Source organism: Helicobacter sp. WB40 (assembly GCF_027859275.1).
Classification (GTDB): domain Bacteria; phylum Campylobacterota; class Campylobacteria; order Campylobacterales; family Helicobacteraceae; genus Helicobacter_D; species Helicobacter_D ibis.
Genome location: NZ_JAQHXS010000002.1, coordinates 1 through 21,662, shown reverse-complemented (window position 1 = coordinate 21,662; position 21,662 = coordinate 1). Strand labels below are relative to the sequence as shown.

Annotated in this window: 27 protein-coding genes; 25 read left to right on the top strand and 2 right to left on the bottom strand. The window is 31.7% G+C overall.

The features are described 5' to 3' along the window. The first annotated feature begins 1 nt into the window (after position 1). The 20 genes from PF022_RS01575 (at position 2) to PF022_RS01480 (ending at position 16,908) form a co-directional block, all read left to right on the top strand. A complete protein-coding gene (locus PF022_RS01575) occupies positions 2–2,764 on the top strand; it encodes a hypothetical protein (protein ID WP_271022591.1) in 2,763 nt (920 codons plus the stop codon). Next, positions 2,764–3,516, top strand: a complete 753-nt coding sequence (locus PF022_RS01570; RefSeq protein WP_271020862.1) for an OmpA/MotB family protein — start codon at positions 2,764–2,766, stop codon at positions 3,514–3,516. The genes PF022_RS01575 and PF022_RS01570 overlap by 1 nt, the downstream gene beginning before the upstream one ends. A gap of 1 nt (position 3,517) precedes the next feature. After that, a complete protein-coding gene (locus tag PF022_RS01565; RefSeq protein ID WP_271022589.1) occupies positions 3,518–4,933 on the top strand; it encodes an MBOAT family O-acyltransferase in 1,416 nt (471 codons plus the stop codon). 8 nt (positions 4,934–4,941) lie between these two features. Then, a complete protein-coding gene (locus PF022_RS01560) occupies positions 4,942–5,763 on the top strand; it encodes a hypothetical protein (protein ID WP_271022588.1) in 822 nt (273 codons plus the stop codon). A gap of 197 nt (positions 5,764–5,960) precedes the next feature. Beyond that, positions 5,961–7,226: a tyrosine-type recombinase/integrase gene (locus tag PF022_RS01555; protein ID WP_271022587.1), complete on the top strand. Its 1,266-nt coding sequence runs from the start codon at positions 5,961–5,963 to the stop codon at positions 7,224–7,226. Between the two features lie 13 nt (positions 7,227–7,239). After that, the gene (locus tag PF022_RS01550; protein ID WP_271022586.1) at positions 7,240–7,362 is read left to right on the top strand and encodes a hypothetical protein; all 123 of its coding nucleotides are present in this window, start codon (positions 7,240–7,242) and stop codon (positions 7,360–7,362) included. A gap of 81 nt (positions 7,363–7,443) precedes the next feature. After that, entirely contained in the window at positions 7,444–7,770 is a 327-nt protein-coding gene (locus tag PF022_RS01545) for a hypothetical protein (RefSeq protein WP_271022584.1), read from the top strand. Continuing rightward, positions 7,767–7,964 carry a hypothetical protein gene (locus tag PF022_RS01540; RefSeq protein ID WP_271022583.1) on the top strand — a complete coding sequence of 66 codons (198 nt, stop codon included), beginning with the start codon at positions 7,767–7,769 and terminating at the stop codon, positions 7,962–7,964. Before PF022_RS01545 ends, PF022_RS01540 begins: the two co-directional genes overlap by 4 nt. Next, positions 7,961–8,389 (top strand): YopX family protein, encoded by a 429-nt coding sequence (locus tag PF022_RS01535; RefSeq protein WP_271022582.1) that lies wholly within the window; start codon positions 7,961–7,963, stop codon positions 8,387–8,389. The genes PF022_RS01540 and PF022_RS01535 overlap by 4 nt, the downstream gene beginning before the upstream one ends. 2 nt (positions 8,390–8,391) lie before the next feature. Continuing rightward, positions 8,392–8,655, top strand: coding sequence for a hypothetical protein (locus tag PF022_RS01530; protein WP_271022580.1), 264 nt, complete (start codon positions 8,392–8,394; stop codon positions 8,653–8,655). Further along, entirely contained in the window at positions 8,643–8,840 is a 198-nt protein-coding gene (locus PF022_RS01525; RefSeq protein WP_271022579.1) for a hypothetical protein, read from the top strand. Before PF022_RS01530 ends, PF022_RS01525 begins: the two co-directional genes overlap by 13 nt. Before the next feature lies 1 nt (position 8,841). Next, a complete protein-coding gene (locus PF022_RS01520; RefSeq protein ID WP_271022577.1) occupies positions 8,842–9,018 on the top strand; it encodes a hypothetical protein in 177 nt (58 codons plus the stop codon). Then, positions 9,009–10,007: a hypothetical protein gene (locus PF022_RS01515; RefSeq protein ID WP_271022576.1), complete on the top strand. Its 999-nt coding sequence runs from the start codon at positions 9,009–9,011 to the stop codon at positions 10,005–10,007. Before PF022_RS01520 ends, PF022_RS01515 begins: the two co-directional genes overlap by 10 nt. 2 nt (positions 10,008–10,009) lie before the next feature. Next, positions 10,010–10,321, top strand: a complete 312-nt coding sequence (locus PF022_RS01510; protein WP_271022574.1) for a ribbon-helix-helix domain-containing protein — start codon at positions 10,010–10,012, stop codon at positions 10,319–10,321. A 72-nt stretch (positions 10,322–10,393) separates the two neighbouring features. Continuing rightward, positions 10,394–10,726 carry a hypothetical protein gene (locus PF022_RS01505; protein WP_271022572.1) on the top strand — a complete coding sequence of 111 codons (333 nt, stop codon included), beginning with the start codon at positions 10,394–10,396 and terminating at the stop codon, positions 10,724–10,726. Beyond that, a complete protein-coding gene (locus PF022_RS01500) occupies positions 10,723–11,877 on the top strand; it encodes an RAD55 family ATPase (protein ID WP_271022570.1) in 1,155 nt (384 codons plus the stop codon). Before PF022_RS01505 ends, PF022_RS01500 begins: the two co-directional genes overlap by 4 nt. Positions 11,878–11,977: 100 nt before the next feature. Then, on the top strand, positions 11,978–13,495 hold the full coding sequence (dnaG, locus tag PF022_RS01495) for a DNA primase (RefSeq protein ID WP_271022568.1): 1,518 nt from the start codon (positions 11,978–11,980) through the stop codon (positions 13,493–13,495). A 4-nt stretch (positions 13,496–13,499) separates the two neighbouring features. Continuing rightward, on the top strand, positions 13,500–13,928 hold the full coding sequence (locus PF022_RS01490) for a thermonuclease family protein (RefSeq protein ID WP_271022567.1): 429 nt from the start codon (positions 13,500–13,502) through the stop codon (positions 13,926–13,928). A 156-nt stretch (positions 13,929–14,084) separates the two neighbouring features. Beyond that, positions 14,085–15,737 carry a portal protein gene (locus PF022_RS01485; protein WP_271022565.1) on the top strand — a complete coding sequence of 551 codons (1,653 nt, stop codon included), beginning with the start codon at positions 14,085–14,087 and terminating at the stop codon, positions 15,735–15,737. Positions 15,738–15,810: 73 nt separating this feature from the next. Then, complete coding sequence (locus PF022_RS01480) at positions 15,811–16,908, top strand: hypothetical protein (RefSeq protein WP_271022564.1); 1,098 nt, start codon at positions 15,811–15,813, stop codon at positions 16,906–16,908. Here the strand turns inward: PF022_RS01480 and PF022_RS01475 are convergent. Further along, entirely contained in the window at positions 16,905–17,489 is a 585-nt protein-coding gene (locus PF022_RS01475; protein WP_271022563.1) for a helix-turn-helix domain-containing protein, read from the bottom strand. The two genes, PF022_RS01480 and PF022_RS01475, sit on opposite strands and share 4 nt — an antisense overlap. A 300-nt stretch (positions 17,490–17,789) precedes the next feature. Here PF022_RS01475 and PF022_RS01470 point away from each other — a divergent pair, with 300 nt between their 5' ends. The 5 genes from PF022_RS01470 (at position 17,790) to PF022_RS01450 (ending at position 21,356) form a co-directional block, all read left to right on the top strand. Beyond that, a complete protein-coding gene (locus tag PF022_RS01470; protein ID WP_271022562.1) occupies positions 17,790–18,977 on the top strand; it encodes a phage capsid family protein in 1,188 nt (395 codons plus the stop codon). Continuing rightward, positions 18,977–19,339 carry a hypothetical protein gene (locus PF022_RS01465; protein WP_271022560.1) on the top strand — a complete coding sequence of 121 codons (363 nt, stop codon included), beginning with the start codon at positions 18,977–18,979 and terminating at the stop codon, positions 19,337–19,339. The genes PF022_RS01470 and PF022_RS01465 overlap by 1 nt, the downstream gene beginning before the upstream one ends. 1 nt (position 19,340) lies before the next feature. Further along, positions 19,341–20,249, top strand: coding sequence for a hypothetical protein (locus PF022_RS01460; protein ID WP_271022559.1), 909 nt, complete (start codon positions 19,341–19,343; stop codon positions 20,247–20,249). Next, entirely contained in the window at positions 20,249–20,818 is a 570-nt protein-coding gene (locus PF022_RS01455; protein ID WP_271022558.1) for a hypothetical protein, read from the top strand. The genes PF022_RS01460 and PF022_RS01455 overlap by 1 nt, the downstream gene beginning before the upstream one ends. A 64-nt stretch (positions 20,819–20,882) precedes the next feature. Then, on the top strand, positions 20,883–21,356 hold the full coding sequence (locus PF022_RS01450; RefSeq protein ID WP_271022557.1) for a hypothetical protein: 474 nt from the start codon (positions 20,883–20,885) through the stop codon (positions 21,354–21,356). A gap of 1 nt (position 21,357) precedes the next feature. Here the strand turns inward: PF022_RS01450 and PF022_RS01445 are convergent. Further along, a partial coding sequence (locus tag PF022_RS01445; RefSeq protein WP_271022556.1) for a coiled-coil domain-containing protein occupies positions 21,358–21,662 on the bottom strand: 305 nt, incomplete at its 5' end.

Genomic DNA, 21,662 nt, shown 5'->3' with positions numbered 1-21,662 from the left:
TATGGAAAATATAGTTGTTAATGTCGTATTTACCATTGTTATGCTTGGACTTGCTATATGGGATTTTATAAGCTATGGCAAACAAAAGCATAGAGATTTTAAATCTATAATAATGAGTGCTGGTGTTTTAGGGACATTTATTGGAATCTTTATTGGTTTGCAAGATTTTGATGTTGTGAATATCGAATCTTCAGTACCTTCTTTGCTAGCTGGTCTTAAGACTGCATTTTATACTTCTATTTTGGGTATGGCACTAGCTATTATTCTATCTATATTGCAAAAGAGCAAGGCAGTAAAAAGCGACTTTGATAATATGCTTGAGTATTTTTCACTACAAATGGGAAAACTAGATGAACTAACTTCTCTAAAAGATATAAATAATAATTTAAAAGAAATATCGCAAACTAGCAAGAATCTAAATGAGATTCAAAACAATATAAAAACCATACAATTAGAATATAGTCAAATGCAAGGAGAAAATACAAAAGCTATAGAAAATAATTTCTCCAAAATAAATGAAACTCTAAAAGAGGCAATGTATCATCTAGCACAGGGTGCAAGTAAGGAGCTAATAGGTGCATTAGAGGGTGTTATTAAAGACTTTAATATGAGAATTACAGAGCAGTTTGGGGATAATTTTAAAGAATTAAACTCTGCAGTTACTCAAATGATAAATTGGCAAAACCAATATAAAGATTCTATATCTTCGCTAAATGAAAGCCTAAAGGATACTCTAAAGGTTCTAGAATCTTCAAAAGATTCAATATCTCTTGTAGCTAGTAGAAACTCTGAAGTGCTAGAAGTATATAATGCCCTAGCACATAGCATAGAAGCATCAAGAATAGAAAATGAAAAGCTATCAAATCTTCTATCTGGCTTTAGCGATATGCACAATGAAGCACAAAATGCACTAAAATCAGTAGATGAGCTAACAAAGAGCTTGGAGAGCTCACAAGCCCAAACGCTAGATATTACTAAGAATAATTTAGAAAATATAAAAGCATTTTTAGAGCAAAGCACCAATGAATATAAAGGAAATGCAAAGGAAATATTGCAAAATAGTATAGATAACTTAGAGGAAAACTATGATAAGGCAAATTCAAACTTAGTAGCATTACAGGATAGCTTTAGTGGGTTTAATGAAAAATATCTAAATAACAATAAAGAAACATTGGATAGATTCTTAGAAGAGTTAAATTCTAAGATATTTAATTTTATAGATGAGTTTGAAAAAACAGATTCTCTACTAAAGCATAAAAATTTAGAGATGATATCAAATATACAAGATAGCATAAAAGGTAGAGTAGAAGAGATAAAAGAAAGCTTCAAAGAATCGCTAAGTGTGCTAGAAGAAGCACAGAGACAATCTTTATTGTTAATTGAAGAACAAGCAAATAAAAGTGATGGAATCTTAATTAAGCATACTCAAAATATGGAAAGTTCACTAGAGAAAGCAAGTGTAAGCCTTCAGGATATGACAGATAAGACAAAAGACAACTTACTAAATAATGCCAATGCACTAGAGCAACATATAACAAATGCAATTTTGAATCTAGATTCTATGCTTGGCAATAGCACAAAGGCAATACAAGATAACTTCAGCGAGACAAAAGAAGTCCTGCTATCTCTATCAAAAGAAATAGAAAGCTCAATGCTAACAACAACAAAGAGCTTGGATACCCTACTAAATGATACTGCAGATACTCTAAGTAAAAGCACTCAAAACATCGAAGAATCTTTTGTATATACAAATAATGCAATTACAACAAACTTAAAAGACACTACGCAGAATATAGGCGATTGTTTTAGGGAAGCAAGCAATGCATTAAGTAGTAAATTAGAAGAAACTACTAAGAGTATGGGGGATTCTTATGCAAGCTTAAATGAGGCTTTAAGTAAGAATCTAAAAGACACAACGGATGATATAGGAAATAGAGTAAGAGAGCTAATAGAGCACAATAAAAACAGTAGCGATGATATAAAGGGATTTATGAATAAGAATCTAACAGACTTTAGCGAGAATCTAACAAAAAATTCAGCACTTATAAAGACATATAATGAAGAGATTCAAAATAATCTTAGAAGTAGTTTGGCTGAATCTTATAAAAACACACTTGAGGGCTTGAGTGCATATATGAAAAATACAACAAATACATACCAAGCACAATTAAATAAAATCTCAACAGCAAACTTTGAAGAGCTAAAGAAAAACCACTTTCAAGTAATCTCAAGCAATGAAAAGCTGCAACAAGATTTGCAAAATAGGCTAAGTGAGATAACAAAAAGCACAGAGAGCTTCAGTAAAGAATTATTAAAAGACGCAAAAGAAACACTACAAACTCATTCAAAAGAAGTAATTGAACAATATAGTGCGTTGCAAAGCAGTGTTAGGGCTAATTTGGGTGAGGTTGCTAAGACTTATTTAGATACTCTATCAATCCTTACAAACAAAAGCCTTGAAGTACCAAAAAATGTAAGCACAGAGCTTGTAAATGAGTTTAATACTCTTCAAAAAAGACTTGGAGAAGCATTGCATAATACATATCAATCGCTAGAGAAAAATTCACAACAAATTGATACTATCTTAAAGATAATGGAAGCAAACATTGCATCATCTCTATCACAAACATCTAGCTTAAATGAGAATTTGTGCAAATCTTTGGGCGAATTAGATTCTGCACTAGGCAATATTACCCTAGGATTTAGACAAGATTATGAGTGGTTTTTAAGAAGAATTAGAGAATTAATGGGAGCTAGAGGATAATGACTAGCAAAAACACAGGTAGCGAGTGGATTAGCATATCAGATATGATGGCTGGTGTTATGATGATATTTTTGCTAATTGCAGTTGCATATATGGTTGTAATTAGTAAAACAGAAAAAACTCTAGCGTTGCAAAATGCGGAGTTAAAAGAGTTAAATAAACAAATGAGTGATATAGCAAAAACTCATAAAGATTTGCAAACGGAGCTTTTTAATGACCTTGTAAATGAATTTTCCAAGAATCTAGATTCTTGGAATGCAGAAATTGATGCTGATAATACATTTAGATTTAAAGAGCCAGAGATACTATTTGACCAAGGTAAAAAGGAAGTTAAGGATAGATTTAAAGAGATCTTAGATGATTTTTTTCCGCGATATATAAAGATATTAAGCCAAGAAAAATACAAAGATGATATAGAAGAAATAAGAATTGAAGGACATACTTCAACAGAGTGGCAAAATGCAAAAAGCCTAGAGGCAAGATACTTAGGTAATGCTGAATTATCACAAGCAAGGGCATTGGAGGTATTAAAGTATTGTTTTAATAATAAAGCAATAGATAAAGATAAAGAGTGGTTAGTCTCTGTGCTTAGGGCTAATGGATTATCTTTTGCCAAACCGCTTGAAAGCCCAGAATTATCGCGTAGGGTTGAGTTTAAAACACTAACAAAAAGTAATCAAAAAATCTTAAAGATTCTAAATGTAAATGAAGAACTTAGTGATAATAATTCTACCAAGATAGAAAGGGACTAATATGCTCTTTAGCTCATACATATTTATCTTTGCATTTCTTCCAATTATGCTAATTGGTTTTTATATATTGCGTTTTTATAATTTTGTCTATGCTAAAGTATTTTTATTATGTGGTAGTTTATTTTTCTATGGATTTTGGAATTTTTTATATTTACCACTTTTATTATTTTCAATAATTATAAACTTCCTTTTACATAAAAGCATACTCTCTGCGGGGGGGGGGGCAAAATATAGACTAATAGTTGGTATTTGTTTTAATCTTTTATTGCTATTTATATTCAAATATACGACATTTTTCTTAGAAAACTTTAGACTTCTAACTTTGTTTTTTAATATAAACATTGAAGTTCCTATATTAAATATAGTTCTTCCTTTAGCTATTTCATTTTTTACATTTCAACAAATTGCATTTTTAGTTGATACTTATAGGCAAAAGATAGATAATAATACATTTTTAGATTATTGTCTATTTGTTAGTTTCTTCCCTCAACTAATAGCAGGTCCTATAGTTCATCATAGTGAGATGATGCCTCAATTTAAAAACAATAATGTTTCTTTGCAAAAGGCAATAAAAGGAATCTTTATATTTTCTATTGGACTTTTTAAAAAAGTATATATTGCAGATTCATTTGCTAAATGGGCTGATAGTGGATTTAAGATAGTTGAAGGTGGAGGAGTTTTAAATATCTTTGAATCTTGGGTTACTTCACTATCATATACATTTCAACTTTATTTTGATTTTAGTGGTTATTGTGATATGGCTATTGGATTAGGATTATTGTTTGGGATAATGCTACCAATAAACTTTAATTCTCCATATAAGGCATTAAATATAACTGACTTTTGGCGTAGATGGCATATTACTTTAGGGAGATTTCTAAAAGAGTATTTATATATTCCTCTTGGAGGAAATAAACTAACATTTGGTAGAACTTTAATTAATTTATTTATAGTAGCTTTTTTAAGTGGTATATGGCATGGAGCTGGATATGGGTTTGTTATTTGGGGTGCATTACATGGTATAGCTATGGTTAGTCATAGAATATATAGCACTATAAAAAAAGATTTTGCATTTTTTAATACATTATTCTATAAAGCATTATGTTGGTTTATTACCTTTAACTTTTTAAATATATCTTGGATATTTTTTAGAAGCGAGAATGTAAGTGGGGCTATTAATCTACTAAAAGGTATGTTTGGGGTGGTTTGGATAGGTGAATTAAGCATTGACTATATGAAGCTTTTAGTTTTGGTGTGTGGGGTGCTATTTGTTTTATACCTTAAAAATAGCATAGAAATGTTAGAAAATTTTAAGGACAATAAAAAGAGTGCTATTTTTTCTGGAATCTTATTTTACGCTTCTGTTATTTATATGGGTGCTGTGCCATATGTGAAATTTATTTATTTTAACTTTTAGGTTTTAGTATGCGATTTTTTATTTATTTTTTTATTTTTCCATTACCTTTTGTTATTTCTCTTGTGGCTTTGCTTTATGTTTATGACCCATTTATGATATACCATAAACCTTACTTTAGAGATGAGAGTTATAGTGATGATATGAGGATTCAAGCTAAAGGAATCATTGATAATTACGACTTTGATTCATATATCTTGGGTAGCTCTATGCTTACTTGGAGCTCTGCTAAGAAGGCTAGTGAAGTTTTGGGTGGCAAATTTGTAAATATCTCACTAAATGGTTCTACATTTAATGAAAGAGAGGTGGTTTTAAAATATATACTAAAACACAAAAATCCAAAACACATAATATACTCACTAGATCCACTAATGCTACTAATGGCAGTAACGCAAGATGTAATTAAATTTGATTATTTGTATGATGAATCTTTTTTGAATGATTTTAAAATTTATTACAATGTTAAATTTTTGTTTTGTGCATTAAGATATTCTACTTCTGAAGATTGTGTTGGTAAAAAGGTGGAGTTAGAGAAGCTTATGGACTGGGAGCAATTTAATATAAAGACTTTTGGTGGATTTTCTAATTGGATTAAATATTATGAAGATGAAGACCAAAGTGTCGAGTTAAGATCTGTTATGAGGCAACTAAAAAATGTAAAAACTTTAGGGGCATTCACTCCTATAAATAACACACTAGATATACAAAAGCAACTTACTTATGCAAAAAGGCATTTATTTTCTATAATAGAACAATACCCAAATGTTAGATTTTCAATCATTATCCCACCTTATAGTAGGCTATATTATAGGATAAATAATCCAACTATATAAAGGAATCTTTAGAAACATTTTGAAGTTTAGGTAGGGGGGTAGTAGCCCACCCTATATAAATATAGAAGCCTCTAACAACTGAAAGTTACTCCTAAAAATAAGCTTTATAAATTTCATAAAATAAGAATATATAATTAGCTAAAAACTCCCATAAATAGCATTTTGTTAAATTACGCCTTTTAAAACAAGGAGTAAAAATGCGACAAAGATTGGTAAATAGAAATGGTAAGCTACACATAGATACCACAATTAAAAATAGAAGGATAAGATTTTCAACTGGACTGGTTTATAATAAAGAAAATCGTCAATCAGTAATGGCACACTTTTGTGATTATGTGTCAGATTATTTGGCACAAAATAGTCAAATTTTAGAAAATTCGCCCTCTCATGTCGTTGATGAGATTATAGAAAGTGGCGATGTTACGACTTTAGAGAGGGTTGGCACAAAAAACGCAAAAATTAGAAGATTGGCAAGACAAATAGCAAAAACAAAGAATATCGATTCAATAACTTCCATGTTACAAGATTTTGAATCTAAAAAAGATATTCAAGTCATCGATGATACTAAGCTTAGTGATTATTCTAATTTATTGCTTCACACATATACACATTTAAAACCAAACACATACAAGGCAATAAAAACATCTCTAAAGAGATTACTAACAATATTTGGTGATAGAGTGGTTTGCACTATTGGTTCTAAAGATATAGAAGAACTTCAGCGAGAATTAGCAATAAGAGAGTATTCAAAAAGCACCATATCATTAACTACATTTGCATTAAATGAGATTTTACGCTTAGCTTATAATGATGGTGTTATAGATCAGATTCCACAAGCAATTAAAAAGATAAAAGCTAAAGTGCAAAAAAAGGAAAACAAACCTTTTAGCTTAAATGAAGTAAAAAGCATTCTAAGTGTTGCAAAAACAATGGACATAACTACTTATTGTTATTTGAAGATAGCCTTTTTTACAGGTGCTAGAAAGGGTGAGATTTTAGCATTAAAATGGCAAGATATTGACTTTACTAACAATAAAATTAATATAAGAGCAACAATAGGAGACTATGAAGAAGGCACTCCAAAGACTGCAAGTTCATTTAGAATAATTGATATGCTCCCTCCAGTAAAAGAAGCACTAGAACTTCTAAAATCTCAAAAAATGAAACCTACCTATTATGTGTTTTTAAAACACGATAAACAAGCAACTAAAGTTGAGCGTAGTATACAAACTAGGTATAAAAAAGCCTTAAGAAATCTAGGATTAGAAGAGAGGACAATTTATACGACAAGACATACATTTGCTTCAATAATGCTACAGCAAAAGGAAAACCCAATGTGGGTAGGGTGCAAGATGTTAGGACACAAGAATCTAAATATGACCTATCAAGTCTATGCAAAATATTTAGATAATGAGAATGAACAAAGAGCAATATTTTTAAACAATATAAAAGAACAACTCTAAAGAAAGGTTAAAAATGGTTTTTATTGGCAGTAATGGTTTTTATGATTCAAAGTTTTACTATGTGTTTGAGGGGCTTATATTTCTAAAAGGCAATAGCTTGAAGATAGTGGATGTGTTTAAAGGAGTGAAAAAATGAGTGATTTTTTTCTTTCATGTTGGGTGTTGGTGTAGGGTTTAGCGTGTATTTGGCTATAGCTTTTGATAGCAAGGAGGGTGTATGAGATACTATAACTTAAGCATGTTAGCTAATTCAAATATTCGTGCGTGTTTTATGGCTTACATAAGAAGTAGAGGTTATATCATACCTAAGTCTAATATCAAGCTAAAACCTGCAGGTGTTTGGTATAGACTAGATGAACTAATAAAGCTTAAAGATAGCTACAAGAAAGCAAATAAAAAGATTCGCTTTGCTTTTGCAGATACGAATCATTCAATATTCGCCAAAAGACTAGATGAGTTTATAGATTCTATTGAGAGAGGTGAAGATCTAGGAAAATATGCAATAGAAATTAATCCAATGTTTTTAATAAAGGATACACAATGACACTAGCAGTGAAGTATTACAAAAGACCAGATTCCACATATATACAACTAAATGATGTAAAAGAGATAGTAAAGTGGGGTGGAAGTGAGAAGTATCTAATAATAAGAGAAAAGGACTACACTAGACTACAAAACAAGATAAAAGAGCTAGAAGCAAAGATAAACGAACGAAATATTTTTATGGAGGGATTATGAAACTACAAAATTTTGATTTTAGGATTTGGGATAAAAATAAAAATAGGTTTAGAACTAAAGATTGTTCTATAAATTTTCATTTTAATGAAGAACATAAAAGAGAAAATTGGTTTAAGGTTTTTGTCTATAGTTATGAAAATGTTAACGGTATAAGAGATAAAAATCTCTGGGGAGTGCATGCAGAATATTATAAAGATGATGAAGCTGAAATCGAGCTTTTCACAGGGCTAAAAGATAAAAATGGCAATGATATATACGAAGGGGATATTTTACAAGATAGCAAAGGCAATATAAATGTAGTTAGTTTTTCATACGATAGCGGTTTTATTGTGTTTGAGGATAGCTGTTTGCATGAACTTAATCTAAAATCACTTGAAGTTATAGGCAATATACATAAGAATCCTGAATTACTAGATAAGGAGTAAGTATGACTAAAATAGATTTATACAATAAGATTATGAAAATATTAGATAACGCACTAAAGAAAGATGTTTCGGAGCATAAATATTATACTCTTAAATGGGATATTTTTAAGCGTGTTGCTAACCGTGATAAGTTTGATATATGTATTTACATATATGATAGTATAAAAATAGCTTATTCAGATATGTTTATAAGTCTTGATGTAGTCTATGAATATCTAATAGATTTGCAAGAAAATATAAATAAGGAGAACAAATGGAAAAATTAACATTAGACTTTATAAACTTTATGAGAGGAAACAAATTTGACAAACTAACTAACTGTCATTCATGTTCTACCCAGTTTGAAATTCCTTATAAACTTAATGAGGTAATTAAATATGAATGTAAGTGTGGTGCCACTTATGAAATAACTGCCAAAAATGTCCATGCAGTAACGATAAAGGAAGTGTGAGATGACTATTTTAAAAATAATTGGAGCTAAAATTTTTCCTTTTTCTATTAGGCTAGAGGATATAAAAAGCATTACAGATGAGAGAACAGAAGATGAGTATGTAATTATCAAAAAATCTAAATACGAAAAGCTAAAACAACAAGTAGAAAAATATAAAAGGAGTGCAAGATGTTGGTAAGTAATAACACATCTAAGAAACTAGAAGGTAGCTTTTTTATCTGCACAAATGAAATATTTGAGCTAGAGCTAAAGCCACTTAGTAAGCTACTTTATATGTATCTTAAGTCTTTGCCGAATTTGTGGCAGATTCATGTTGGCAAGGTTGCTAGTGTTCTACAAAGTAGTGAGAGGGCTATTAGATTATCGATTAAAGAGCTAAAAGAAGCAGGGTTATTAAAATATGAGCAAATAAAGGAAAATGGCAAGTTTTTAAACGCACACTATACCTTGTGCGATTTTGTAGCTAAAAGGCTAGATTCTGATAATTATATAGAAACAAAAGAGCAATTAGAAGTAGGAATAAATGCTTCTTTAGAATCTTTTAGTATTGAAAACAATTTTGAAGATAAGAAGATAGAAACCACACAAAACACACAACTTCTACCGCTTGACAAAAAACCGCATAGCGGAAAAGTGCAAAGCATTATAAAAAATAATATATATAATAAAAAACAAGAATCTTTAATGGAGCCAATTTTTAAAATTGAAAAAGGGAAACAACTTATCTCCCTAATCCTAAAAGCAGGTAAGAAGGCTAAAGAATCTTTAGAAGACAAATTAGATACTACTATGCTAGATGAACGAGAGAGGGAGAAGCTAAAGGAGTTTCTAGCTTATAGGCGTGGTATTAAAAAGCCTCTAACGCTTCTATCTGTGCAAAATCTCTTAAAAAAGCTAATAGGCTACAAGCAAAATGGAAGCGATATTGTCTCTTGTTTGGATAATTCAATAGCAAATGGCTATCTAGGTGTATTTGAATTAAAGCCTAAAAGAGGTGCATTAAAACCGCTACAAAAACAAAAAGACAAAAAAGAAAGCTACTACACAAAGGCAAGAGAGCTACTAGCAAATAACAAAAATCTAAGCCAACAAGAAGCCTTTTTTATGGCGAAATACGACATAAGCCTAGAAGAAGCAAGAGCAAAAGTAGAAGAATACAGGAGCTAAAAATGAAAAAGAAGAGAAAAAAGGTAAGAAGCGTATTTACAAAAGAGCATAGCAGTCCATTTTCTCTAACTGATGAGGAATTAGAGCTAATAGCAATGTTGGCTGATTTTAGCGGTGTGAGCAGGAGTGCAGTTGTTGAGAGAGCTTTAAGAATGAGGATTTATGGAGGCAATGAAGATGGTTTTAAAAAGGCAAAAGCTTTCCAAAAAGCGAAAAAAATTCAAACTAAGAAAAGTAACAATAAAAAACCTACACAGATATTCAAAGAGAGAGCATATATCAAAGAATCGATTTTTGAAACTTGCCTTGCGTGAGTATGTAGAGGCATTAGGGAGGGAGAATTTGTTTTTTAGTTGTGTTAGTTTGTATAGTGTGAAGGATTAAATGTGGATTGTTATGAGTTTTGTGATGAAATTAGAAATCTGCTAAGAGATGAAGCAGTAGAAAATGAAGTCTTTGCACTCTTTTGTGAGCTACCTTTTACTTTGGATTTTAGAGAATTTTATTTGCTTTTAGTAGCTAAAGAAGCAAGGAGTTTAAAGGATATTTTACAAGCACTCTTTAGTGTTTTAAAAGAAGAATCAAATAAAAAAGCAAAGAAAGCAAAGATAAAAAACTTTGAAGGAAGCAGATATGAAGAGGAGTTAATACTAACTTCTTATTTTTTAGATGAATTACTCTTAAAGCTTCCAAAATGGTATAAAAAGGCTATTAGGTGAAAGAGCTAGAATTAGAAATTCTAATATCTTTTGTGTATTATCCAAGCGATATTGATAACTTTTTAGAGAAAGTAAATGCTAGGCTTTTTAGTGTCCAAGCTAGAGAGATTTTAGAGGTTATTTTAGAGCTAAAGGATAAAGGTGTATTAACTTTAAGCACTTTAGAATCCTCTCTAAGTGATAAAGTTAAAAGTGATGGATATTTTGCTGATATGCTATTAAGTGAGCCAAATCCAAGCTATATAAATCTAGCTGGAATCTTTAAAGAAAGCTATAAAATAAATTTGCAAAAAGACATAGGCAAAAGGCTTCTTAGTGCAAGTGCAACTAATACTTTGCTTGATTTAACTGCTTTTGAAAAAGAGCTAGAGATAGATATTAAAGAATATCTAAATTTAAACGAATGGCTAGAAATCTACAAAAACAAAAAGAAATATCCAAAGTATAAAACAAATATGAGCTTTTTTGATAATGCACTTGAAGGAGGCTTGGAGCTAGGGCAGTTAGTGCTAATTAGTGGAGATCCTGAAGCTGGGAAGACTATGTTTGGATTGCAGTTAATCGAGGAGATTACACATTTAACTAAGGCTTGTTTTTTCTCTTTTGAATTTACCATTGATAGCTATCTTAAAAGGCGGGAGAATAGTGAGCTAGTAAATGCTACAAATCTAATAATCATAAATGATGGCTATTGCATAACTGAAATAGCAGAGAATATTAAAGCACTCTCTAAAAAGGGCGTGAAATTCTTCTTAATAGATTCACAAATGAGAATAACAACACCAAAATCAAACAAAAGAGATGAAGAAGATGAAAGTTCGAAATTTTCAATACTTGCTAAGCTTTGCCATTCTTTAGAGATTGTAGTGTTACTTATAATTCAAACAAGCAAAACTGACAAAGATACTCCACTAGGAAGCAAAAAGGGTGGGCATGAAGCAAGTATTATTGTTAGACTAGAGAGAGTTAAGCCAAAAAGTGATGATCTAACAGAAAGGCAAAATGAGTATGATTCAAAAAGAAGGCTGTTTTTAATAAAGAAAAACAAGCAAACAGGCAAACACTTCAAAAATGAAATATATTTTAATCCTAAGAGCTTACGCTTTAGTGAACAAGAAATAAAAGATGAAATTGAAATTGTATTTATCTAGCCAAAAGGCTAGATAAAGAGAGAAAGATTGGGTAAAAATGGTTTGCCTTAAAAGGCGAGATAATTATAAGAAAATACAATAAACATAAAAAGGGATAAATTTGGTTGAGATAATAAAGAGCAAGGCTGATATAGTTGAGATTATTAGCGACTTTTTACCTTTAAAGAGAAGTGGAGCTAACTTTGTATGTGCCTGTCCGTTTCATAGTGAAAGGAGTGCATCTTTTACAATTAGCCCTAAAATGCAGATATATCATTGCTTTGGCTGTGGAGAGAGTGGAGATGTAATAAAATTTATCGAAAAATACAAGCACATAACTTTCAAAGAGGCAATAGAGTTTCTAGCAAATAAGCTAGGAGTAGAATTAAAAAGCAGTAGTAATAATAAAGTATTTTTTAATGCATTAGAGAAGTTAAATGCACTCTTTTTAGAATCTCTAATAGATGAGAGAATAATTAAATACTTACAAAAAAGAGGACTAGAGTTAGAAGACTTTAAGACATATAACATAGGGTTTGTGCCTAAAATAAATCTAAATGCCTTTAGTGTTGAAGAGATAAAGGCACTCCATACTCTAGGTGCTGTGTATAATTACAAAGACTTTAAGTATTTTTCTCTAAATAATAGAATCTCTTTTGGTATATGTAATTCTAGTGGGAAGATTGTTGGGTTTTCTGGTAGGACCCACCCATTTTATAACTTCAAAGATCAAGGAAAGTATATAAACTCCAAAAACTCACATATCTTTAATAAAAGCGAGATTCTATACAACCTACATTTAGCCAAAGATTCTATTATTAAAAGTGGAGAAGCATATGTTTTAGAGGGGTTTTTTGATTGTATTGCACTCTCTAAAATGGGCTTTAGTAATTGCGTTGCTACTTGTGGCACTGCCTTTTGTCTCTCTCATTTGTCATTATTGTTAAAATTAAGAGGAGAGGTGAAGATTATCTTTTGCTTTGATAATGATAGTGCGGGAGAGGCGGCGAATTTACGAGCATTAGAGGTATGCTTTAAGGCTAGTGTGTTTGATTGCTTTGTTGCTACTTTGGAAAATAATACTAAAGATATTGGAGAAGTCTTGCAAAAAAGAGAGGAGTTAAAGCTAAAAAAAGAAGATGGTTTTAGGTATTTTCTAAAAAAATTAGACAAACAAGTAGCACTAAAGAACGCAACAGAAATAATAAAAGCACAAAACAACTACTTCCTAAAAGAGAGGCTAATAAACGTAACAAAAGAAGTGCTAGGAATTAGAGAGAGCATATTTTATAACACAAAGCAAGTATTAGTTAGTAGAAAGGACAATAACGCAAGATTTATAAAAACGCTAAGCCAAGAAGAATCCTATATAAACAATGCAGTAAATTATCTAAGTGGAGAGGAGCTAGGAGAGTGGGAGAGCGATTATAAAGAGCTATTGTTAGGAAAAAAAACTAAAAGAGTGTTAGAACTAGAGCTAGATTCTAAGATAATACCCTTTAGCTATGAAGAACTAAATAAAATGATAAAGCAAATATACCTAAAACACTTAAGAACACAAGCACAATATGCAAGAAATAAAAATGATATAAAAAAGCTAGTAGAATTAAATGAGAAAATAGCGTATTTTAATAGGTAGATAAATGAGAAAGATTGTCCTAATAATATATCTTGTTTCTTTTTCTTTTTGTAAGGATATTTATGTAGTCAGTATTTACGATGGTGATACTTTAAGAATAATGCTTGATGGCAAAGAAGAAAAGTTGCGACTATATGGAATAGATACACCAGAGCTAAAACAGGAATATGGAAAAGAAGCAAAAGAAGAATTGCAAAAAATGTGTAAAAATAAAAAGGCGAAGGTAGAACTTAAGGGCATTGACAGATACAAAAGACATCTTGGAGTTTTGTATTGCGATGAAAGAAATGTTAATAAAACACTCTTGCAAAATGGATATGCTTGGAGTTATAATAATTGGAACAAAAAACTGGAAATAAAAGCAAGAAGAGAAAAGCAAGGTTTATGGAAAGAAGATAATCCTATAAACCCAAAAGAATACAGACGCAAATAGCCAATTCCTAAATTATCCCTTATTTTTACTTACTTTTTACTCTACAATCTAGCTTAAATTTTGCAAGGATTAAATATGATCGGTTTGTTTTTGGGATTTTGTGTTGGTTTTACTTTTGTTGTGTTGTTTTTTTAGCTTCTTGCGGTTATTTGAAAAATGAATGTAGAAGAATTAAAACAACTCTTTAATGTTGATTTAGAAGCCTCTAGCTCTAGTTTTAGAGAATATAAAGAAGCACTAGAATACTATCACGGCAATCAACTTCCACAAGCGGTTTTAAGCATAATTGAAAGCAGAAACCAAGAACCAATAGTTGAAAATCTATTTCGTGCTATTGTAAATAAGATTCTAGGCTATAAAACTCAAAGCATACAGGAAATAAAAGTAAGCGGGAGACAAGAAGAAGACAAGCCTTTAGCAAATATGTTAAATGATCTTCTAGGCGTCTTTTCTCAAAGTGAGCATTATGATAGAGAAATAATTAAGCGAGATTTATCGCTTATTTTGGGAATTGGAGTTGTTGAGATATTTGTAGAAAAGATAGACGATGATGTTCTTATTTCTCTAAAAGAAATACCGCCACTTTCTTTTGTTATTGACAAATACTCACTTGATAAAAACGCACTAGATGCTAAGAGATTCCATAAAGTGCTTGACATGGATATAAAAGACGCAGAAGAACACTTTAATTCAAAAGATTTTAATACCTACAACGACGGAGAGTTTATAGAAAGAGTGGTGCTAATAGAAAGCTGGATTAAAGAAAACGGGTGCTGGAACAGATACATTTGGCAAATGGATAATAAAATATTTCTAGCCGAACAATCTCCCTTTAAAGATTCTAGTCACCCATTTATAATTTCAAAATTCAACATTGATTATAAAAACAACTTCTATGGAATCTTTAGAGACATAAAGCCTATGCAAGATTATATAAACTATGCTGAAAATAGAATGAGCAATATGATAGGCTCTTTTAAGGCATTTTACGAAGAAGACGCAGTAAGCGATAAGGAAGCCTTTGTAGAATCTGCCTCACTTGATAATAGCTTCACTGCTATTAAGCCAAATGGGCTAGAGAAAATAAAATTCATTGATACAAAAAGCGATATAGGAATAATTAGCCAAAAAGTAGCAGAAAAAAGACAACTAGCAAAAGTGCTAAGCGGTGTAAACGATGAAGTAATGGGACTAGGTGGCACAAGACAAAGTGGCTTAGCAATACAGCAAAGAAGAGATGCGGGGCTTATGAGTTTGCAAGACTACATTAAAGTTAGTGATGATATGGATAGACTAATTTTTAGCAAAGTGATAAATTATATAAAACTCTACTACACAAAAGAGCAAGTCTTTAAAATAGTAGATAAAAAGGTGGGTGATAGATACTTTAAACTTGATAGCGATTCAATTAATAAAATCCAAGTAGGCAAATTTGATCTAGCCTTTAAATCAAGCTTGAAAACACTAGGAAGAGAAGAGAGATTTGCTCACTGGAGTGAGATACTAAAGACTATTGCTTCTGCTAATCCTTCATTGGCTCCAGCGTTATTGCCACTAATGCTAAAAGATACAGATAGTCCAATAATTGCAGATATAGAAGAAGTCATACAGGCCCAAGAGGCAAAAAAACAACAAATACCACAAGAGCAACAAGCATTAATGCAACTAGAGCTACAAAAGCTACAAGCACAAATAAACGAACTAAATGCAAAAGCACTAAAATATCAAGCACAAGGTGAAGCAGCAAGGAATATAGCGGAAAATACAAGTGGTGAGATAGCTAGCAAAAATGGCGTAGATATGAGGTAGGTTTGGTCTCTCAATTTTCACCCTTACAATAAAGCACAGAAAGCCCTAAAATACAAAGAAAAAAAGGCTACACATGGAAAGAGATGACTTGGAATCCTTGCTTGAAATGATAGGTAAAAACACGCCATTTCTAGCACAAATAAGCAACACACTAATCTTAACACAAGAAATTTACAACTCACATTTAAGCTTGATAGATGAGTTTAAAGCAGCAATGGAGCTATTAAAAGATTCTTCTCTTAGCCTAGAAGAGGCAAAAGAGGAGTTTAACAAAAAAGTAGATGAGTTTTTAAAACAAAATGCAGAGTTATGGGAGAGGGCAGAAGAAGCGGTTAAAAAAGTAGAAGAAGCAGAAGCAAATGTAGAGACTGCAATAGGTGATATGAATGCAAATTTAGGAATCTATGAAGCAATAAAAGCAGCAATAGACGCCCAAAGAGAGCAAATAGAAGTAATAGCAAGTGAGATAAATTCTAAGTGGGAAGTAATAAAAGACTTTGATTTTGATGCGGAGTTAATTAATGGAATCTTAGAAGAGCTAGAGGGGCAAAGAGAAATAATTGAAAGTAACCTAAACTACTTTAGGAGTGAGAAAGAAAAGATAATACAAGCCTTTGAAGATGAAAAAAACAACATAATAGAATCTTTTAAAGAAGAAATAAAAAACGAAGTAGATAGCTTTGCATTGCAAAGCGAAGAGGTATTGCGACGGCTAGGTGAGTTAGCAAGGGAGTTTTTAAGTGAGTTTGAAGAAATGGCACAAAGCACACTAGATAGATTTAAGCTAGACTTAGCCTCACTAGAAGTGCAAGTTAAGAATCTCCAAGATCTAATAAGCACTGCACTAGATAATGATGCACTAATGAATGCTAAGCTAAATGAATTTCGTGTGCGATGTGTGGAAGCCTTAGAGTATGCAAGAGGGGCATTTTCTACCCTAAATATTGCTGATAGTGAGCTAGTCTCAACAATTACAGAATATCTAAATAGGAACAACAAACAACTCTACGCTCATTTAAATGAACTAAAAAAATCTTGGGTGGAAGAGTTTAGGACATCTAAAGAGTATTTAGATTCTATAAAAGCAGAAAGTGCATTAAATATCGAAGTAATTACAAAACAAAGAAAAGAAATAATGTTCCTATCACTACTTAAAAGAAGCAGTTGCTAGAGGCTTTTTAGTAGTTTTTCTAGCTCTTGTGTGCTTAAACTATCCAGTGGGTTTTCTTTGCTTTCTAAAGATTCCTTGCCATAGATTGCCTCTTTTAGCTCGATATTCATTCTTTGCACCTTTTCAGCTGCTGCAATTAGTATCGGATCTCCCTTTTCTTTAGCGACTTTTGCCATTTTTAGCATTTCATTTTTAGCTATTAGTGCAGAGAGTGCTATGTTTTTATTTACCTCATTTAAATTCATAGCCTCTAGTAGAAGCTTACTTGTTGTATCTTCTAGTATTGAATCTAAAATAATCTGATCTACAAAATGCACTTCATCGCCTAGATTGTCTTTTATTTGTTGTTTTATGCTTTCACTTTGGAAATATAATGCACTGCCAAACTCTTTTTTTAGTAGCTTATTTTGCACTACCTCGCCTTTTATAGATTCTAGTGCTTCTCCTTTTTGCCAACCTTCATTTTTCACCCAGTGTGCTAGTGTGCGATAGCTTATGTCAAATCTCTTTGCTACTTCTCTAATTGATTCTTTGTGTGTTTTGTAATAGATTTTTATCTCTTCTTTATTCTTTAGTGCCATATTTAGCCTTTTTTGATAATTGTAAGAAGTTAGGAGAAGTTTTGTAAGTGGTAAAAACCAAAGGCGGAAAACCGCCTTGCTTTAAAGCCTAAACCTAAATTCAAATAGAATCTTAAAGAATCTAATTTTTAGGTATAATTCTTTAAAGCGTTTTTTGGAGTTTTTCATAAAACGCCTTTGGTTTTGAATTCCCACCTTAATGGTGGGATAAAATTATACAAAATACTGCTTTAAAACTACCCCTTACAAAGATTTCTAATTATTTTTATTATTCCTTAAAAATCAAATTAAGGAGCAACAATGGCGGATTTAAATAGCATTAAGCTAAATGAATGGAGAGATGATCCAAATGTAGCGGTAAATATCGCAAAGCATATAGAAAAAGCTAGTTGGGAAGATTCTGTGTGGGAGCCACTAATAGGAAAAGGAGAAGAAAGAGGCTTAAGAGCATATGAGGTAAAAGGAAATGCACTAGAACCATATCGCCCAAGACTAAAGGGAGCTCTAAGCGGTAGTGGTGTGGTTGGAAATGCTGACTTTGATACAAATTATGACAAAATGACAATTTATTCTCTAACGACCTATCCTGAAGTAATAGGTAATGCACTTAAAAGCAAACATAAGTTAGAGCACGCAATAACACAAATTGACTTTTTAAAAGAGGGCATTGATAGCCTTAAAAACTGGATGAGAGATAGAAGAGATAAGCAAATAATCGCCTCTTTAAGCAATGACTTTACAAATTGTGTCGTATGTGATGGAACTACTGGATACAAGGACACTAAAGATGATGCAGATGTCCAAACTTCAACAAGAAAGATAGTAAGAGGTGATAAGCTAAATGTAAAGGCAATTAGAAGAGCAATTTACATGGCTAAGCGTGGGATAGGGTTTAATGGTATGCCAAAATTCCCAATAAAGCCACTAAAAATCACAAAAAAGACAATAAATGGCATCCAAACAAGGGTGTATTCTTATGCGATACTAATTGATACTATTGGTGCAGAGCAATTGCGAAACGACCCTGAATGGATAGAGCTACAAAAAATGGACAAAAGAGGACTAGATAATAACCTCTTTAGTGGATTTATAGGTGTGATTGATAATTGTCCTGTAATTGATATGAATACTTGGAGTGATATGCAAGTAGGATTACTTAACTCTGATGTAAGTGAGAGTGAATTTAGAGCAAATCTAAATATAAAAAATGTCCAAAAAAACAAAATAACACCGCCACACTCATATGCTGGAGATCAAAGTGTGTGTATTGGTGCGTTAATTGGTGCTTCTTCGCTTGTGTTTGTAGGACAAGAGAAACCAACGGTATATATTGATGATACACAAGATGTAGGAAGGAAAATGGTTGTTGGTATTGATAGGATTATGACTATTGCCAAGGCTAGATTTATAAATGATGAAGATGTAAGCAGTCCATACCACGATACAGACTTTGCAACTATTGGCATATTTTATTCTAAGGAGGATTAATGAGACAGAGAGTTCATAATGTAGCTTATCTTGCAGTATCAGGGCTTAAGGCTGATATTTCTAAAGGCACTAGGTATCCACTTTGTGCATTAAGAGAAGGAGCTGAAGTTATTTCTGTATCTTTAGAAATAGTAGAACCTTTTGATTTAGGAGTTACTGCGTCAATTGGTTTTAATGATGAAAATGAGCTATTTTCTAGCAATCTAGCATTAGATGAAAAAATGGTGCATACGGCAAGCCGTCCGCTACATGCAAATGAAATGGGAAGTATCAATGTAACTCTAAGCGGGGCGTCTTCTAAAGGTGAAGCAAGACTTAGAGTTATGTATTTTCTACCATCAACAATTTTAGTCGAGTATTAAAATGCTGCTAGAAAAATTACAAAAAATAGAGCAAATAGCACAAGACTTTGAAATAGCAAAAGAGGAACTACTATCCTCTTTGCCACAAAGAAGCAAAGAAATACTAAAAGATGACTTCAAAACCTTAAGTGTGAGCTTCAAAGATGAGTTAAAAGCCCTCCAAAACTTAGAATTAGAATCTCTAAAGACAAACACACAAGAGCAAGTAAATACTAAGCTAAATGAATTATTTTTTGAAAATTTAGAAAATATAGTAGAAAAGTTAGAAGTAAATTTGCCTCTAAATACTATCTCACAAAAGGTAGCACTAGAGTTTAAAGAGCAAAATAGACTAGAGAATATAAAAGTTATTAACGAGGCTATTAGCAATAAAGAAGGTGAATACTATACATTCCTTGATAATTCTAAAAAAGAAATAGAACAAAAGAAAAATGACACAAAAGACAAACTAGATTCTATCCCAGAAGTTATAACTAATAATGCTAATAGCCTCCTTAATGATTTTTTGAGTGCTAACAAGAATGAATTACTAAGCATTCCTAAAGATGTCTTTATAAAATATCTAAAAGAAAATGGGAATCTAGAATCTGTAATAGAAAGTGAAGTAAAAGAAGTAGCCGAAAATGAGTTTTTAAAAGTAGATGCAAAAGAAGAACTAACTAAAAAGCTAGAAGAAAAGGCAGAAAAAGCTTTTGTAAATGTGCTTGATTATAAGCATTTAGTAGAGCAACGCTTTATGGCGTCACTCCATCTTCAAGCAGTTTCTCTTCAAAGTGAACTTTTTAGTTTTATTAGAATCTTAGAAATACTAAGTGAGCTAAAATACAAAAAACTACAACTAGAAAAGATTAAAGAGCTAGAAGATGAGATACTAGATATGCCAAAACAAAATATTTTCAAGGTCATCTAATGCTTGTCTCTGACTTAATACTAGCATTAAGAAGCAGACTAAGGGATTTGCCAAATTTGCAAAAAGATGTTAGTTTTAGTGATTATGAGCTTCTTTGTGAATTAGAAAATGAAGTAAATAAGATAGTTTCTGATTATTCACTAAATATCCAAAGCTACATAATTAAAACTGGAGAAGTAAGACTAAATCTAAGCAACGCAGCACTAGGATTTAAAAGTGCAAAGGTAGGAGGTGTAGAGCTAGAGTTAAGCCATCTAAATGGGATTTGTTATATCAATCCTTACTGCTATGTTTTAACACATATATTAAACTCCGATGTAGAAGTGAGATTAAATATGAGCGTAAAGCTAGACAAAGAGACAAGATTAACAATGCTAAGTCCAAAGGCTAGAGATGTCTTAATCTATGGAGTGCTAAAAAGTCTTCTATCGGTGCAAAATACACAAGATTCAATAGCAAAACTAAGTGTATATGAACAACTATACACTTTAAGCGTAGAAAAATTCGTAATCGAGCTTAACTCTCTAAGAGAGAATAAATATATAAAAACCCCGTGCGTGATGGTATAGCTACTTTTTCACCCTTACAAATTCACTTAAATCTTCCTAGAATGCAAAGCAAAAAGGATTGAAAATGATTAAAAACTTAAGTGGACAAAGTCCTTTTAGAGTGCCATTTGCATTTGGCTCTAGTGTGGATGTTTTTATAAATGGAAATAACGGCGGAAATGTAAAGGTCCTCTCAAGCACAGGAGAGGAGTTAGCTAGACATGAGTTTTCTGGGAAGATTATAAGAGATTTAAAGGTATCGCAAAACCAAAGCCTAGAATGCGAGGTAAATGGTGGTGGAGATGTTATTTTTTCAATCTTAGAAGAAAATGCCTCTCTAAAAGGTGGCACTGCTGTTGGTAGATTTGAGATTGTTGCAAATGGTGAAGATTTAAGCTTTCCACTTGCCTACACACTTGTAAGCAAGGCTGAATGTATGTGCTTTATAAATGGTTCTTTGTTTTCTGATTTTGAAATAGAAGAAAATAGCATTGTCTTTAATGAGCCGGTTTTTAAAGGTGCAAAAATAGAGCTACAACTAATAAAGCCACAAGAATAAGCTATGACTTAAACTCTCTAGCACTAAGGGCTATTTTTAAAGAGGCTATTTCTTCTTTTAGCTCTTTTATTTCTTTTCTTTTATCTTCTATCTCTTCAACCCTTCTTCTTTCTGCTTTGTCTAGTTGTTCATTTTTATCTTCTATTTCTCTCCATCTGTTTTTTATTTCTTTATCCTTATGCCATCCCATACAAAAGCAACCAAAAATAAACCCAACCAAAACTCCAGCATTAAAACTCCCATCACTTAGCATTAGCTTTATAAACTCTACATATTCCATAAAAACTCCTAAAATAAAGATTATAC

What these genes read in the sequence shown, in the direction of transcription:
- PF022_RS01560 (WP_271022588.1), top strand. Translation starts at nt 4,942, where the DNA reads ATGCGATTTTTTATTTATTTTTTTATTTTTCCATTACCTTTTGTTATT.
- PF022_RS01450 (WP_271022557.1), top strand. Translation starts at nt 20,883, where the DNA reads ATGATTAAAAACTTAAGTGGACAAAGTCCTTTTAGAGTGCCATTTGCA.
- PF022_RS01515 (WP_271022576.1), top strand. Translation starts at nt 9,009, where the DNA reads ATGTTGGTAAGTAATAACACATCTAAGAAACTAGAAGGTAGCTTTTTT.
- PF022_RS01555 (WP_271022587.1), top strand. Translation starts at nt 5,961, where the DNA reads ATGCGACAAAGATTGGTAAATAGAAATGGTAAGCTACACATAGATACC.
- PF022_RS01490 (WP_271022567.1), top strand. Translation starts at nt 13,500, where the DNA reads ATGAGAAAGATTGTCCTAATAATATATCTTGTTTCTTTTTCTTTTTGT.
- PF022_RS01575 (WP_271022591.1), top strand. Translation starts at nt 2, where the DNA reads ATGGAAAATATAGTTGTTAATGTCGTATTTACCATTGTTATGCTTGGA.
- PF022_RS01565 (WP_271022589.1), top strand. Translation starts at nt 3,518, where the DNA reads ATGCTCTTTAGCTCATACATATTTATCTTTGCATTTCTTCCAATTATG.
- PF022_RS01465 (WP_271022560.1), top strand. Translation starts at nt 18,977, where the DNA reads ATGAGACAGAGAGTTCATAATGTAGCTTATCTTGCAGTATCAGGGCTT.
- PF022_RS01485 (WP_271022565.1), top strand. Translation starts at nt 14,085, where the DNA reads ATGAATGTAGAAGAATTAAAACAACTCTTTAATGTTGATTTAGAAGCC.
- PF022_RS01540 (WP_271022583.1), top strand. Translation starts at nt 7,767, where the DNA reads ATGACACTAGCAGTGAAGTATTACAAAAGACCAGATTCCACATATATA.
- PF022_RS01545 (WP_271022584.1), top strand. Translation starts at nt 7,444, where the DNA reads ATGAGATACTATAACTTAAGCATGTTAGCTAATTCAAATATTCGTGCG.
- PF022_RS01530 (WP_271022580.1), top strand. Translation starts at nt 8,392, where the DNA reads ATGACTAAAATAGATTTATACAATAAGATTATGAAAATATTAGATAAC.
- PF022_RS01570 (WP_271020862.1), top strand. Translation starts at nt 2,764, where the DNA reads ATGACTAGCAAAAACACAGGTAGCGAGTGGATTAGCATATCAGATATG.
- PF022_RS01525 (WP_271022579.1), top strand. Translation starts at nt 8,643, where the DNA reads ATGGAAAAATTAACATTAGACTTTATAAACTTTATGAGAGGAAACAAA.
- PF022_RS01510 (WP_271022574.1), top strand. Translation starts at nt 10,010, where the DNA reads ATGAAAAAGAAGAGAAAAAAGGTAAGAAGCGTATTTACAAAAGAGCAT.
- PF022_RS01460 (WP_271022559.1), top strand. Translation starts at nt 19,341, where the DNA reads ATGCTGCTAGAAAAATTACAAAAAATAGAGCAAATAGCACAAGACTTT.
- PF022_RS01480 (WP_271022564.1), top strand. Translation starts at nt 15,811, where the DNA reads ATGGAAAGAGATGACTTGGAATCCTTGCTTGAAATGATAGGTAAAAAC.
- PF022_RS01520 (WP_271022577.1), top strand. Translation starts at nt 8,842, where the DNA reads ATGACTATTTTAAAAATAATTGGAGCTAAAATTTTTCCTTTTTCTATT.
- PF022_RS01475 (WP_271022563.1), bottom strand. Translation starts at nt 17,489, where the DNA reads ATGGCACTAAAGAATAAAGAAGAGATAAAAATCTATTACAAAACACAC.
- PF022_RS01455 (WP_271022558.1), top strand. Translation starts at nt 20,249, where the DNA reads ATGCTTGTCTCTGACTTAATACTAGCATTAAGAAGCAGACTAAGGGAT.
- PF022_RS01550 (WP_271022586.1), top strand. Translation starts at nt 7,240, where the DNA reads ATGGTTTTTATTGGCAGTAATGGTTTTTATGATTCAAAGTTTTACTAT.
- PF022_RS01535 (WP_271022582.1), top strand. Translation starts at nt 7,961, where the DNA reads ATGAAACTACAAAATTTTGATTTTAGGATTTGGGATAAAAATAAAAAT.
- PF022_RS01470 (WP_271022562.1), top strand. Translation starts at nt 17,790, where the DNA reads ATGGCGGATTTAAATAGCATTAAGCTAAATGAATGGAGAGATGATCCA.